The organism is Marinobacter sp. AC-23, from assembly GCF_001858325.1.
Taxonomy (GTDB): Bacteria; Pseudomonadota; Gammaproteobacteria; order Pseudomonadales; family Oleiphilaceae; genus Marinobacter.
Map to the genome: position 1 here is coordinate 170,584 of NZ_MBPP01000067.1, position 13,641 is coordinate 184,224.

6 protein-coding genes and 6 pseudogenes are annotated in these 13,641 nt (G+C 53.9%); 9 read left to right on the forward strand and 3 right to left on the reverse strand.

Translation table 11 applies throughout. The annotated features are described in order from the left end of the window. Positions 1 to 12: 12 nt before the first annotated feature. The 7 genes and pseudogenes from putP (at position 13) to BCA33_RS17560 (ending at position 6,627) form a co-directional block, all read left to right on the forward strand. A pseudogene (gene putP, locus BCA33_RS17540) lies at positions 13 to 1,505 on the forward strand (sodium/proline symporter PutP). A gap of 165 nt (positions 1,506 to 1,670) precedes the next feature. Beyond that, positions 1,671 to 2,677 (forward strand): annotated as a pseudogene (locus BCA33_RS17545) (TAXI family TRAP transporter solute-binding subunit). After that, positions 2,677 to 3,147 (forward strand): hypothetical protein, encoded by a 471-nt coding sequence (locus tag BCA33_RS22300; protein WP_254774559.1) that lies wholly within the window; start codon positions 2,677 to 2,679, stop codon positions 3,145 to 3,147. Before BCA33_RS17545 ends, BCA33_RS22300 begins: the two are co-directional and overlap by 1 nt. A 5-nt stretch (positions 3,148 to 3,152) precedes the next feature. Further along, positions 3,153 to 3,515 (forward strand): annotated as a pseudogene (locus BCA33_RS22925) (TRAP transporter large permease subunit); the annotation flags it as partial. Between the two features lie 74 nt (positions 3,516 to 3,589). Continuing rightward, positions 3,590 to 4,851, forward strand: a pseudogene (locus BCA33_RS17550) (TRAP transporter permease). A 77-nt stretch (positions 4,852 to 4,928) separates the two neighbouring features. Next, a pseudogene (locus BCA33_RS17555) lies at positions 4,929 to 5,593 on the forward strand (sulfite exporter TauE/SafE family protein). A 23-nt stretch (positions 5,594 to 5,616) separates the two neighbouring features. After that, positions 5,617 to 6,627, forward strand: a complete 1,011-nt coding sequence (locus tag BCA33_RS17560) for a zinc-dependent alcohol dehydrogenase family protein (RefSeq protein WP_254774561.1) — start codon at positions 5,617 to 5,619, stop codon at positions 6,625 to 6,627. Between the two features lie 58 nt (positions 6,628 to 6,685). Here the strand turns inward: BCA33_RS17560 and BCA33_RS17565 are convergent, their stop codons facing one another. Next, positions 6,686 to 9,280, reverse strand: a complete 2,595-nt coding sequence (locus tag BCA33_RS17565; RefSeq protein ID WP_071267899.1) for a bifunctional aconitate hydratase 2/2-methylisocitrate dehydratase — start codon at positions 9,278 to 9,280, stop codon at positions 6,686 to 6,688. Between the two features lie 213 nt (positions 9,281 to 9,493). On the opposite strand from BCA33_RS17565, the gene BCA33_RS17570 reads away from it, so the two are divergent. Beyond that, positions 9,494 to 10,099, forward strand: a complete 606-nt coding sequence (locus BCA33_RS17570) for a tRNA-(ms[2]io[6]A)-hydroxylase (RefSeq protein ID WP_071267901.1) — start codon at positions 9,494 to 9,496, stop codon at positions 10,097 to 10,099. A 12-nt stretch (positions 10,100 to 10,111) separates the two neighbouring features. Here BCA33_RS17570 and BCA33_RS17575 read toward each other — a convergent pair. Beyond that, positions 10,112 to 10,995 (reverse strand): annotated as a pseudogene (locus tag BCA33_RS17575) (LysR substrate-binding domain-containing protein). 138 nt (positions 10,996 to 11,133) lie between these two features. On the opposite strand from BCA33_RS17575, the gene BCA33_RS17580 reads away from it, so the two are divergent. Continuing rightward, positions 11,134 to 11,904, forward strand: coding sequence for a ferredoxin--NADP reductase (locus BCA33_RS17580; protein WP_071267871.1), 771 nt, complete (start codon positions 11,134 to 11,136; stop codon positions 11,902 to 11,904). A 238-nt stretch (positions 11,905 to 12,142) separates the two neighbouring features. Here BCA33_RS17580 and BCA33_RS17585 read toward each other — a convergent pair whose 3' ends face one another. Then, positions 12,143 to 13,582: a sodium:solute symporter gene (locus tag BCA33_RS17585; RefSeq protein ID WP_071267873.1), complete on the reverse strand. Its 1,440-nt coding sequence runs from the start codon at positions 13,580 to 13,582 to the stop codon at positions 12,143 to 12,145. Between the last annotated feature and the right edge of the window lie 59 nt (positions 13,583 to 13,641).

Sequence of the window (13,641 nt, forward strand, 5' to 3'; positions counted from 1 at the left end):
CGGAGGAGTCCCATGGCTATTGGTGTTTGGATCAGTCTATTTGCTTATTTTGCGGTGATGATAGGCATCGGCATTTTTGCCATGCGCACATCCACCTCTTCATCCGAGGATTACATGCTTGGCGGTAGGGGGCTAAGTCCCAAGGTAGCGGCTTTGTCTGCTGGCGCCTCCGACATGAGCGGATGGTTGCTTCTGGGTCTCCCAGGGGCGATGTATGTGTCAGGTCTTGCTTCAGCGTGGATCGGCATTGGTCTGTTTGTAGGTGCGTTCATTAACTGGGTTATTGTTGCTCCCAGGCTGCGTGCTCAAACAGTTTCTTACGGCAACGCCTGACTATTCCAGCCTTTTTGGCCAATCGTTTTCCTACTCAGGCATTGCCACTGCGAACCGTATCAGCAATCGTCATTGTTGTGTTCTTCTCGGTTTATACAGCGTCAGGTCTGGTAGCAGGCGGCAAGCTGTTTGAAAGTGCATTCGCCGGAATTTTCAACCTCGGTGGCATGGGTGACTACGGCGTGGGTATCGTCATAACACTGGGTGTGGTACTTGCCTACACAGTGGTTGGCGGGTTCTTGGCTGTGAGCATGACCGACTTTGTTCAAGGTTGCATCATGATGGTGGCGTTGGTTCTTATGCCGGCTGTTGTGCTGTTTGGTGAAGGCGGTGGCGGTTTCGCCCAGGCGACAGCTACGCTGAATGAGGTGGATCCCACTCTGCTCTCCTGGACAGAAGGGCTTACGCTCGTGGGATGGCTCTCAGCAGTGACCTGGGGCTTGGGTTACTTTGGTCAGCCGCACATCATCGTTCGCTTCATGGCAATCCGTTCAGTGAAAGAAGTTCCGACTGCTCGTAACATCGGCATGTCCTGGATGGCTATCTCTCTGATTGGTGCGATTGGTCTGGGTATTTTCGGCCGTGCCTACGCAGTGCGTAATGGCATTCAAATTGACGATCCCGAAACTATCTTTATTATTCTCGCAGACTTGCTGTTCCATCCGCTGATCACAGGCTTCCTGTATGCAGCCTTGCTGGCCGCGGTAATGAGCACCATTTCCAGCCAGCTTCTGGTGGCGTCGTCTTCCCTGACAGAGGATTTTTACCGCTTGTTCCTGCGCAAAGAAGCAGGTGACCGGGAGTGTGTAAATGTTGGCCGTGTATGCGTAGTGCTTGTTGGTCTTGTTGCAGCGGTTATCGCCTCTGACCCCACCTCAAATGTTCTAAGTCTGGTCGGTAACGCCTGGGCTGGCTTTGGCTCTGCGTTTGGTCCGCTGATCATTCTCGCACTCATGTGGCCGCGCACGAATGGCGCTGGTGCACTCGCGGGTCTGATTGCTGGTGCCGGTACCGCTATGATCTGGGTATCCTTGGGCTGGAACAGTGAGTTCATGGGTGGCCCTGGCGTCTATAAAATCATGCCAGGCTTTGTGGCTTCCTTCATTGCTATCGTGGTGGTGAGTCTTGCCACTTCCGATGCAAATGAATATCAGGCAGCTACTCAAGAATAACCGATAGCGCGAAAGACGCTTGAGGTAAGAAAGGGGCTCCTGCGGGAGCCCTTTTTTTGTAGCCAAAGTTTGGTGCTTAGCTGGTAGATCTCATGCAGTGCAGCTACCTTTATAAAGTTACACTTTCAAGTGTGAGCCAAAATAAAGATAACAAGGAGCCGCTTTATGAGTACGGATAGAATCCTCAAGTGCGCGTCGGGGCTGTTGGCCGCTGCCGTGGTTTCTCTCTCGACAGGCGTTCAGGCGGAAGGGAATTATGTGATGGGTACGGCAACAACCGGGGGAACCTATTATCCCGTCGGTGTCGCTATTTCAACTCTTATCAAGGTCAAGCTTGAGCCTACAACTAACATATCAGTTTCTGCGATCAGTTCGGCTGGCTCTGGTGAAAACCTGAAGCTTATGGACGAAGACCAGATCCAGTTCGGTATTCTTCAGGGGCTTTATGGTGCCTACGCCTGGAATGGCACAGGACCGGTTCCCAAGGCTTATAAAAACCTGCGTTCGGTTTCCATGCTTTGGCAAAATGTAGAGCACTTTGTTGTGACCAAAGACGTTACGAAAACCGGCACTATCGAGGATATGACCAACCTTTATGGCGAGAGCTTCTCCATTGGCGCCAGGAATTCAGGCACCGAAGGTTCTGGCCGTTTTATTCTTGGCAAAGTCGGCATTGATCTGGAAAAGATAAATCTTGCCTATCTGGGCTACGGTCCCAGTGCAGACGCCCTGCAAAATGGCAATATTGATGGTATGAACATACCCGCCGGTGTGCCCGCCGCTGCGGTAACCAGGCCTATGCCAACATGGGGAGTGAAATTACCACCCTGAACTTCACGCCGGAGCAGGTTGCACAGGTTAATAGTGACTTTGAGCTGTGGACACCATATACCATTCCTGCGGGCACGTACCCGAAGCAGGATGAGGATATCAATACGATTGCACAGCCTAATATCCTCGCCGTCCGTGCGGATGTTCCCGAGAATGATGTTTATGAAATAACGAAAACCATCTATAACAACTTGCCGTTTTTGAACAACATTCACCCGGCAACCAAAGCGATGGCGCTTGAAAAAGCGATTGCCGGCTTACCTTTGCCGCTCCACCCCGGGGCCGTGCGGTTTTATCAGGAGCAGGGGCTAAAGATTCCTGAGCGACTGATTGCGCAATAATGGTGGCTGACAATACAGATAGCGAGCCGGCCATTGCAGTTCGCGACGAGAGTGTCAGTGAGGCAAGCGAACGATTGAGTCACCGGTTGCTTGGGCCGGTGATTTTCTGGCTCGCTATCGGCACAGCGCTCGTGCACCTCTATTTTAATACCGTCTCTACATTGTCGGAGCTGTGGAGTTCCGCCTTGCACTTCGGCCTTTTTGGTCTTCTTTGTACGCTTACCACACCCATGTTCAAGGCTCGCTCGATAGGAGGGCAGCGGATGGTTCTGGGTGTTGATGTGATGTTGGGGCTAACCGCGCTAGGCTGTGCGTTTTACCTGATTATCTTTGAAGATGATCTGTATCAGCGGGGGTTTAATTTTGACACCGGTGACTGGGTTGTCTCCATTGTTTCGGTGGTGCTTGTGCTGGAGTTGCTCGCCGAACAGTTGGTTGGTTTATTCCCGTTCTGTGTGTCGTTGCACTGACGTATGTGGCCTGGTGGGGCCAGTATGTAGATGGCCTGTTTAATTTCCCGGGCCTGTCCTGGGAGACGGTTCTTTATCGCTCTTATATCGGTGGCCAGGGCATGCTCGGGTCTATTGCCCGGATATCCTGGACTTACGTGTTCATGTTTATTCTGTTCGGGGCCTTCCTGGTAAAGTCCGGGGCAGGGGACTTTATTATCGAACTGGCCCGTTGTGCCGCCGGCAGGTTTGTGGGTGGCCCAGGGTTTGTCGCGGTGTTCGCCTCCGGCCTTATGGGGTCGGTCTCAGGCTCCAGCGTTGCAAATACGGTGTCTACCGGTGTTATCACCATCCCTCTGATGCGAAAGGCGGGCTTTCCGGCACGTTTTGCAGCTGGCGTTGAAGCGGCCGCCTCCACGGGTGGCCAATTGATGCCGCCAGTGATGGGGCAGGGGCGTTTATCATGGCCTCCTATACTCAAGTTTCATACCTCACCATCATTGGCGTTGCCGCTTTGCCGGCGCTCCTTTATTTTATTTCGGTGGCCATGTTTGTGCGTATCGAGGCCAAGCGCAGCCACGCCGTTAAACTGGAAGACGATGCGGCGCCTTCACTTAAGGACGTCCTCAAAGGAGGTTGGCACTTTTTGTTGCCTCTGATTGTTCTTGTCGCAGCGCTTGTGCATGGATTTACGCCTACCTATGCCGCTGGGATCGCCATTTTGTCGGTTGTTGTGGCGTCTTGGCTTTCGAAGCATCCTATGGGATTTCGGGACATTCTTGACGCACTGGTTATGGGCACACGAAACATAACGACCACCGCGATTTTGCTGATTACGGTTGGCCTGATTGTGATGGTGGTATCACTACAGGTATCGGCAATACGTTCTCCCTGATGATTACCGACTGGGCGGGAGGAAGTCTGCTGATCACGATTCTATTGGTCGCTCTGGCCTCTCTGATTCTGGGGATGGGTTTGCCCGTAACGGCAGCTTACATAGTGCTTGCCACGCTTTCAGCGCCTGCAATTTATAACCTGATTGCTCAGAGCCAATTGGTGGAGTTGATGGTGAATGGCAACTTGCCAGAGCAGGCCAAGGCCATTTTCATGCTGGCGGCGCCCGATAAGCTGTCGTTGCTTGATGCGCCCATGGATGCGGCAACTGCTCAGCAGTTACTTTCTCTGGTGCCGGATACCTTTAGCAGCCAGCTTTTAGAGCAAGCGTTGTCGCCAGCAGCCCTATCGATGCTGTTGGTGGCTGCGCACATGGTTATCTTCTGGTTATCCCAGGATTCAAACGTGACGCCACCGGTGTGCTTGACTGCCTTTGCTGCTGCCGCCATTGCGGGAACGCCACAGATGCGCACCGGTTTTACCGCCTGGAAGCTTGCCAAGGGCCTGTATATCGTACCGCTTCTATTTGCGTATTCGCCTCTGATTACTGGCGACTTCACTGAAATGATCCGGGTATTCTGTTTTGCTCTGTTTGGTCTTTACGCAATCATTGCAGGCCTTGAAGGCTATCTTGAACACAAGCTTAATCTCTTGGTACGGCTGTTGATGTTTCCAATTGGTGCATTGATGCTTTGGCCCCATGGCCAAATACTCGTAGATGGGGCCGGACTGGTGATTTTCCTCTGTGTTTTGGTGTGGAGCAGTCGTTGTGGGCGTAATATAAGCCCCGGTGCACCGGGCAGGGAAGAGAAGGTTGCGGGCGATACATGACTGTGATGGAAGTCTTAGCCTTGCTTGCGCTGGGCGGCCTTGCCGGGTTCATTAATGTGCTTTCCGCGGGCGGCTCAATGTTGACCCTGCCTCTTTTGATGTTTCTTGGGCTGCCGCCCCAGGTTGCAAACGGTACGAACCGAGTGGCAATAGTGCTGCAGAGTACTACTGCTGTAGCAGGCTTCAGACGCTTGGGGCACGGCAACTTTAGGGTGACCCTGCACTTGGCGGTGCCGGCTGTTTTCGGGGCACTACTGGGCGCTGGATAGCCACCAGGGTTGCGGACTGGGTATTCGAGGGGGTGCTGGTTGTTGCCATGATCGGAGCGTCGGTATTCATGCTTCTGCCCCAGCCTAAGTTGGATACTAACCCGTTAACTCCAGATCGGCTTGGCCCGGTTATTTATGTCGCTCTGTTTCTGATCGGTGTATACGGTGGATTTATTCAGGTTGGTGTAGGTGCGCTGTTTCTGGTGGTTTTGTACCGGATGCTGCGTATCGATTTGCGCCAGGTAAATGTGTTCAAAGTATCGATCATTTTGTTGTACACCCTGCCTGCGCTACTGATTTTTGCCGTTAACGGGCAAGTTCGCTGGAGCATGGGCCTGATCCTCGCCGCTGGTAATATTATGGGCGCGTTCGTCGCCGTCAAAGTGAATCTGAGCGAGACGGGCGCACAATGGGTAAAGTGGACTACCCTCGTGATGGCGGGCGCTATACTGATACGGCTTATTGCCTACTGATCAGAAACTCGGGAGGAGCTGCAATGAAAGCCATGGTTATCGAAGCGTATGGAGGCCCTGAGGTCTTCGTGGAGAGGGAGGTAAAGACACCGGAGCCAGCTGCTGGTCAGGTTCGAATCAAAGTAGTTGCTTCCAGTGTTAACCCCATTGAGACCAAGATCCGCTCGGGGCTTGTGAAGGCCGGCCCTGACATGCCGGCGATCTTGAATGGTGATGTGGCGGGAATAGTAGATAAGGTTGGCCCGGGAGTGACCTCTTTTTCAGTGGGCGATGAGGTGTTCGGGTGCGCCGGCGGCACTAAAGGCTGGCAGGGGGCTCTTGCAGACTTCATGGTTGCAGATGCTCGGTTGCTGGCTAAACGCACATCGTCTATGACGTTGCCGCTGGTAGAGTGCGCGGCACTACCTCTGGTGTTTCTAACGGCCTGGTCGGCTCTCGTAGAGCGGGCAGAAATTCAGGCCGGTGAGCATGTTCTGATTCATGCCGGCACGGGAGGGGTGGGACATGTCGCTATTCAGATAGCAAAGTATCTGGGTGCGCGCGTGGCCACCACGGTATCTACGCGCGAAAAAGCAGAGTTGGCAAGGAAACTTGGGGCGGATGATATTGTTTTTTACCGTGAAGAATCGGTTGATGCATACAAGCAGAGGCTAACCGGCGGAAAAGGCTTTAGCCTGGTGTTTGATACGGTAGGAAGTGAAAATGTGGATCGAGCCATTGAGGCAACAGTCATTTCAGGGCGACTTTGCTCCATCAATACCCGTTCTACTCATGATCTTAGTTTGATGCATGCCAAAGGTCTGACGCTTCATGTGATTTTCCGCTCAATTCCGCTGCTCCACGGTATCGGTATGGATGATCAGCCACGCCTGATATCCGCAATGAGCGAGATGCTGGAGCAGGGAGCGATCCGGCCATTACTGGATCATGAACGTTTCACCTTTGCCCGGATTGCCGAGCTCACCGCCGCCTCGAATCCGGTCTCGCCGTTGGTAAAATCCTGTTGCAACGATAGGGGTGATTTACGGTCATAAAAAAACGCCAGCCTTCCGGCTGGCGTTTTTCGTGGAGCTAAACCTTAAAGGTTAGTGCTTAAGCGATGTTCGCTTCAGCCGCCTTCGTGGTGTAGTTCTCCATTTGGTCGAAGTTCAGGTACTTGTAAATCTCCTTCGACATGCTGTTCAGGTCCTTGGCGTACTCCATGTACTCCTCGGTAGAGGGCAGTTTACCCAGAATCGCGCCTACCGATGCCAGTTCCGCAGAGGTCAGGTACACGTTGGCGCCGTCGCCCAGACGGTTCGGGAAGTTACGGGTAGAGGTAGACAACACCGTGCTCTTGGCGGCGACCCGTGCCTGGTTGCCCATGCACAGTGAACAGCCTGGCATTTCAGTGCGCACACCGGCTGTGCCATAGATGTTGAAGTAACCTTCTTCCATCAACTGCGCCTGGTCCATCTTGGTTGGCGGAGACATCCAGAGCCGGGTTTTCAGCGGCTCTTTGTTCGCCTCAAGCAGTTTGCCAGCAGCGCGGAAGTGGCCGATGTTGGTCATGCAGGAGCCAATGAATACTTCGTCCACCTTGTCACCAGCCACTTCGGACAGGGTCCGAGCGTCGTCTGGATCGTTCGGGCAGCACACGATAGGCTCTTTGATGTCGGCCAGATCGATCTCGACAACATGCGAATACTCAGCGTCTTTATCAGCCCGCATCAGCTTCGGATTGGCAATCCACTCTTCCATTTGCTTGGCGCGACGTTCCAGCGTGCGCGGATCGCCATAACCTTCGGCAATCATCCAGCGCAACATGGTGATGTTCGAACGCAGGTACTCGGCTACCGACTCTTCAGACAGGTTAATAGTACAACCCGCGGCAGAGCGCTCGGCAGAAGCGTCAGAAAGCTCGAATGCTTGCTCAGCGGTCAGGTGCTCAAGACCTTCGATCTCCAGAATACGGCCGGAGAATTCGTTAATCTTGCCCTTCTTCTCAACGGTCAGCATACCTTGCTTGATGCCGTACAGCGGAATGGCGTGTACCAGATCGCGCAAGGTGATGCCTGGCTGCATTTCGCCTTTGAAACGAACCAACACAGATTCAGGCATGTCCAATGGCATAACGCCAGTGGCGGCAGCAAACGCTACCAGGCCAGAGCCAGCTGGGAACGAGATACCCATTGGGAAACGGGTGTGGGAGTCGCCACCGGTGCCAACAGTATCTGGCAGCAGCATACGGTTCAGCCAGGAGTGGATGATGCCGTCACCAGGGCGCAGGGAAACACCGCCACGGGTCTTGATGAAATCTGGCATGGTGTGCTGCATTTCAACGTCAACCGGCTTCGGATACGCTGCAGTGTGGCAGAAAGACTGCATAACCAGATCAGCCTGGAAGCCCAAGCAAGCCAGGTCTTTCAGCTCGTCACGAGTCATCGGGCCGGTGGTGTCCTGGGAGCCCACAGTCGTCATGTGTGGCTCGCAGTAGGTGCCAGGGCGAACGCCTTGGCCTTCTTCCAGACCACAAGCCTTACCAACCATTTTCTGGCCCAAGGTGAAGCCCTTGGTGCCAGCTTCCGGGTCGTTCGGCAGGCGGAACAAATCGGTTGCGCCCAGACCCAGTGCGACACGTGCCTTAGCGGTCAGGCCACGGCCGATGATTAGCGGAATACGACCGCCAGCCTGAACTTCGTCCAGAATAACTTCAGACTTAAACCCGAACTCGGAGATGGTTTCTCCAGCTTCGTTCAGGATTTTGCCATCGTATGGGCGGATTTCAATCACGTCGCCCATGTTCAGGTCGTCTACGGGTGCTTCGAATACCAGGGCACCAGCATCTTCCATGGTGTTGAAGAAGATGGGGGCAACCTTGTTACCGATACACACGCCGCCGGCACGCTTGTTCGGCACACCAGGAATATCGTCACCGAAGAACCACAGTACCGAGTTGGTGGCAGACTTACGTGAAGAGCCCGTACCTACAACGTCGCCTACAAAGACCACGGGCAGACCCTTGGCTTTAATTTCGTCAATCTGGCTCATTGGGCCAGTTACGCCTTGCTCTTCTGGCTTCAGGCCGTCGCGTTCCATTTTATAGGCAGCGCGGGCGTGCAGCGGGATGTCTGGACGGGACCAGGCATCGGGAGCAGGGGACAGGTCGTCGGTGTTGGTTTCGCCGGTTACTTTGAAAACAACCATCTTGGTGCTCTCGGGCACCTTGTTCTTGTTGGTGAACCACTCGCCATTGGCCCAGGATTCAACAACAGACTTGGCGATGGCGTTGCCAGCGTCCATTTTGTCCTTCACATCGTTGAAGGCGTCAAACATAAGCAGGGTGCGCTTGAGCTGCTCACCGGCCAGTTCTGCCAGGTCGCTGTGGTCGAGCAAATCCACCAGAGTTTCAATGTTGTAGCCGCCCTGCATCATGCCCAGCAGCTGTACTGCTTTGGGCTTGTCCAGCAGCGGAGACGTTGCTTCGTCTTTAACGATCGCGGTGAGGAAGGCCGCTTTCACGTAGGCGGCTTCATCCACGCCCGGTGGAATGCGGTTTTCCAGTAATTCAACCAGAGTGTTTTCTTCGCCTGCGGGCGGGTTTTTCAGCAGCTCAACCAGAGCAGCCGTTTGTTCAGCATTCAGCGGCTTGGGGGGAATATCCAGAGCCGCACGTTCTGCAACGTGTTCACGATAAGCTTCTAACACGATTTGAACCCTCATCAGTTGGTATGTCCCGCACCTTGGCAACACGCCTGGCGGGAGATTTATGGCGGAAAGACGGTAAGTTGGCGCTGCATTCTATAGGAAAGCACTTATAAAGTTAAGTTGGACAGTGGTCGGAGGCACCTGATAGTGCGTTATAATCGTCGGCCCATTGAATTGACGTTGTTGCTTATCATGCCCCACAAAACCGACTCCATGGCTCAGGCCCTGCAAGAGATCCACGAATTTCTGCCTTGCGCTACGCCGCAACAGTGGATTGATAACGCGCTGGCCAACCAGGATTTGATGCTTATTGACCACGCCCATTGTGAGAAAAAAGCAGCATCAACGGCGCTTAGCCTGATGTATCGTTATGTAGAAAATACAAACCTGCTAAACAAAATGTCTCGGCTGGCAAGGGAAGAGCTGCGTCACTTCGAGCAAGTGTTGGCCATTATCAATAAGCGAGGGGTGTCCTATTGCCACCTGACTCCCGCGCGCTACGCGGCAGGCTTGCGCAAGAACGTGCGCACGGATGATCCGGGCCGCTTGGTGGATGTGATGGTAGTGGGCGCCATTATTGAAGCCCGTTCATGCGAACGGTTTGCCGCCCTGGTCCCGTTTCTGGATGAGGAGTTAGCGGACTTCTACAGTAGCTTGCTGAAGTCTGAGGCCCGCCATTACCGTGACTATCTTGCTCTGGCTGAGCAGGCCAACGGGGGGGCTGTGGATGAGAGGGTTGCTGAGTTCATAGCTATTGAAAAGCAGCTGATTCTGGAGCCGGATAGTGAGTTCCGGTTTCACAGTGGGCCAGTTGAATAGAGCGCGCCCGGCTCAGGTAAGGGCGCGGCACAGACCTATCCAAGCGTCTATTCCTGCGCTTCGATATTTTTGTTTGTGCAAAATAAAATAGAACTGTCGCTCGAAATTTCGATGTTCGGGGGGCTCAAGGCGAATCAGGCTGCCACGGTTGAAGCGTCGGCGAGCGCCACTTCTGACAGGCACCCGATGCCCAAGCCCGTTTCTACCGCCCGCTTGATCGCTTCCGTATGTTCCAGTTCCAGCAACACGTTCAAATCCGGGAGTAGGCCTTGCATGCCCCGATCAAAGCTTTGCCTGGTGCCGGAGCCCTCTTCCCTCATGATCCAGGTGGCGTTCCGAAGATCTGCGTCTGACAGTTTTTTCTTGGCTGCCAACGGGTGTGCAGGTGAGCAGAAGATAACCAGCTGATCGCCGCGCCAGGGCAAGACATCCAGCTCCGAAGATTGCAGTTCGCCTTCAATGAGGCCGATATCGAGTTCGAAATCTTTGACTCTGCGTGCGATGGTGCTGGTGTTGGCCACTTCCAGTGACACTCGAGGCTGGGTAGGGGTATTCATGTATTGGGCCATCACGCCAACAGCTAGATAGTTACCTATAGTTAAGGTGGCTCCAACTTTTAGAGCGCCTACTTCAGAGTGTTTGCTAAAAGCCCGCTCCAGCTCTGTTGCTTGGGCGAGTACGGCTTCTACTTTTGGGCGATAAAGCCGACCAAGTTCATTCAGTTGCAGGCGCTTGCCAACACGGTCGAATAATTGAATGTCGAATTGGTTTTCCAGTTCCTTGAGAGCGCTGCTTGCAGCAGACTGAGACATAGCCAGCGATTCTGCAGCGCGAGTAATGTTTTGGAAGCGTGCGGCGGCTAGAAAGACTTCGAGTTGCCTGAAACTGTACTTCATAACAAAACGCTCTAAATCGACGTATTCGAATAAGGTTATGGGAATATCCCATTTCATCGATAGGTTAGTGGTGCGGTAGACTCTACGCAATTCATATTTTAAACGTTCGCCGCCGAATCGGACAGGTAAGAGGTTTACATGAGTAACTTGATAAAAGAAACCGTCACCAGCGTACACCACTGGAACGATACTTTGTTTAGTTTCAAAACTAGCCGTGATCCAGGGTTTCGGTTCAAGAATGGCCATTTCGTGATGATCGGCCTAGAAACTGAGGGCAAGCCTTTAATGCGTGCCTACAGCATTGCCAGTGCAAATTACGAAGAGGAGCTGGAGTTTTTTTCTATCAAGGTACAGAACGGCCCTCTTACTTCTCGGTTGCAGAAAATACAGGTGGGCGATGAGATTCTGGTGAGTCGCAAGCCTACCGGAACTCTCATTTTGGACAACCTTCTGCCCGGCAAGAACCTGTGGCTGATCAGCACCGGTACCGGTCTGGCACCGTTTATGAGCATTATCAAGGATCCGGAGGTATACGATGCCTTTGATAAGGTTATCCTGACTCACGGCGTAAGGTATGCCTCAGAACTTGCTTACCAGCACGAGATTGAGGCGCTGCCTGAAAACGAGTTTTTTGGTGAGATGGTTAAAGGCAAGCTTGAATACTACCCCACGGTCACACGTGAGCCTTTCCGTAATGAGGGCAGGCTTACCCGCGCCATGCAGAGCGGCAAGATAACCGGTGATTTTGGCTTGCCCGACTTAAATCCTGAAGATGATCGATTCATGATCTGTGGCAGCCCGAGCATGCTTAAGGACACCTGCTCTATCCTTGACGGCATGGGCTTCAAAGAGGCCAGGGGTGGCGATATGGGGCATTATGTGATCGAGCGGGCCTTTGTCGAGAAGTAGCTCGGGGATTTGCGGGCGCGTCGTTGGGGTGCCCCGAATTTTCTGAGACCGGAAACCCGAAGCTAAGGTTTCGGGTTATCGACCATTCTGCAATATTCCTGCTCATCGCTGGCACCTACATGTCTCTATTTGTTGATGGGCCTACTGTGGTTGCTTGTGGGCGGCTTGTCGTACACCTTGGGCGTGGTTTTCCTTGCAACTGATTCGAAGCTGAAATTCGGCCATTTTGCCTGACCTTTTACCCCTCCAAATTCCGCACCCGCTGCGCCAGTATGGAAAAATCAAAGAGCTTTCCTTTGGGTAGAAGTAGCAGTAGCAAAGACACCGCAATGGGCACCAGCGATGCCAACAGGAAGGATTCCAGCAGGTAGGTAGTGGGTGCGCCCGGTGCCGGGAACACCATCAGCCCGGCAACCAGCCCGGCAAAGGTGCTGAGTGCGGCGTTATAGCTTTGGTAGCGGGCGTTGTAGAAGCCAAAAAACACCGGGAAAGCAGCGGCGCAGCAGAGTAGATCGGCCAGTAGGAACAGATAAAGCACGCTGTAACCTTGGGCGGCAACGAACAGCACCGGCACCGACAGCAACACAATCAGCCAGCGCGACAGTGACAGCAGGCTATGATTGCTCAGCTTTGGTAGCAGCCGGCGCAAATCCACCACCATGATGCTTGATAACCCACTGATGGTGGAGTCGGCGCTGCTCATAATTAGCGCCAGACCGAACGGCAGCAGGCCGATGGCAAACCACAGTGGCACATCTGCCAATAGCACACTGAACAGCGCCACCGAACCATCGCCTGGCAAGCCAAGCCCCACAAACGCCAGCCCGAACAGGCCCATGATGAAAATGATGGGGAAGCTCAGCAGGCCACTGATGATAAAACCGTTGCGAATGACCTTGTTATCGCGAGCGGCGAAGATGCGCTGCCAAGTGCCCTGGTAAAACAGGCCGGTCAGTACCACTGCAATAAAGAAAGTCAGGCCGGATTTCAGGCCGTTAACATCCAACGGATTCAGCAGGTGTGGCGCTTTTTCCTGCAGGCCCTGCAGCGCAGGGGTCAGGCCGCCAGTGGCTTGCCAGCCAAAACCAATCAGCAGTGCCAGAAATGGCAAAATCACCAGCATCTGTACCCGGTCGGTAAAAATGGTGACCCGCAGCCCGCCGTAAAGGGTGTACAGCAGGGTGGCCGACATCACGATGGTGGCGGTTAGCCACAGGGGAATCGGCGCCAGCAGTGACACCATTTTGGCGATGGCAGTCAGGCCCGCCGTCAGACTGATAAACAGATAGAAAATCATGATCACCAGCACGAAACCGTACATCACCCGGCCATAGCGGCCTAGAACAAACTCGGTCAGGGTATGGCCTTCGGGCATCAGTGTGCGAATGCGATGGCCCAGGGGAATCATTATGAGCCGCGGCGCCAGTGCGCCCAGAGCGTAGCCGGTAACCGCACCAATACCGCCCCAAGTAGCCGCTTGTGCCGGGCCGAACAGAATCCAGGTGCCCATGGTGGTGGCCAGCAACGTTAACAGGGTGGCGGAGCTGTTCTGGCTGTTACGAGCCACCAGAAAATCGTCCAGCTTGTCTTGCTTGTGGCGGGCGTAAATCAGGCCGGGTATGGCGAACAGAGCTGCGAACAAAACCAGCCACACAAGGGCGGTAGAGGAGGTTAACATCGGTAATCTTCCTTGCCGTGGCAGGCGGTAGCGAAATCGCCAAAGTGGCGTATCRCGAC

Bases quoted from the DNA above. Each gene is read 5' to 3' on its own strand.
- BCA33_RS22300 (WP_254774559.1), top strand. From the start codon at position 2,677: ATGGTGGCTGACAATACAGATAGCGAGCCGGCCATTGCAGTTCGCGAC.
- BCA33_RS17560 (WP_254774561.1), top strand. From the start codon at position 5,617: ATGAAAGCCATGGTTATCGAAGCGTATGGAGGCCCTGAGGTCTTCGTG.
- BCA33_RS17570 (WP_071267901.1), top strand. From the start codon at position 9,494: ATGGCTCAGGCCCTGCAAGAGATCCACGAATTTCTGCCTTGCGCTACG.
- BCA33_RS17580 (WP_071267871.1), top strand. From the start codon at position 11,134: ATGAGTAACTTGATAAAAGAAACCGTCACCAGCGTACACCACTGGAAC.
- BCA33_RS17585 (WP_071267873.1), bottom strand. From the start codon at position 13,582: ATGTTAACCTCCTCTACCGCCCTTGTGTGGCTGGTTTTGTTCGCAGCT.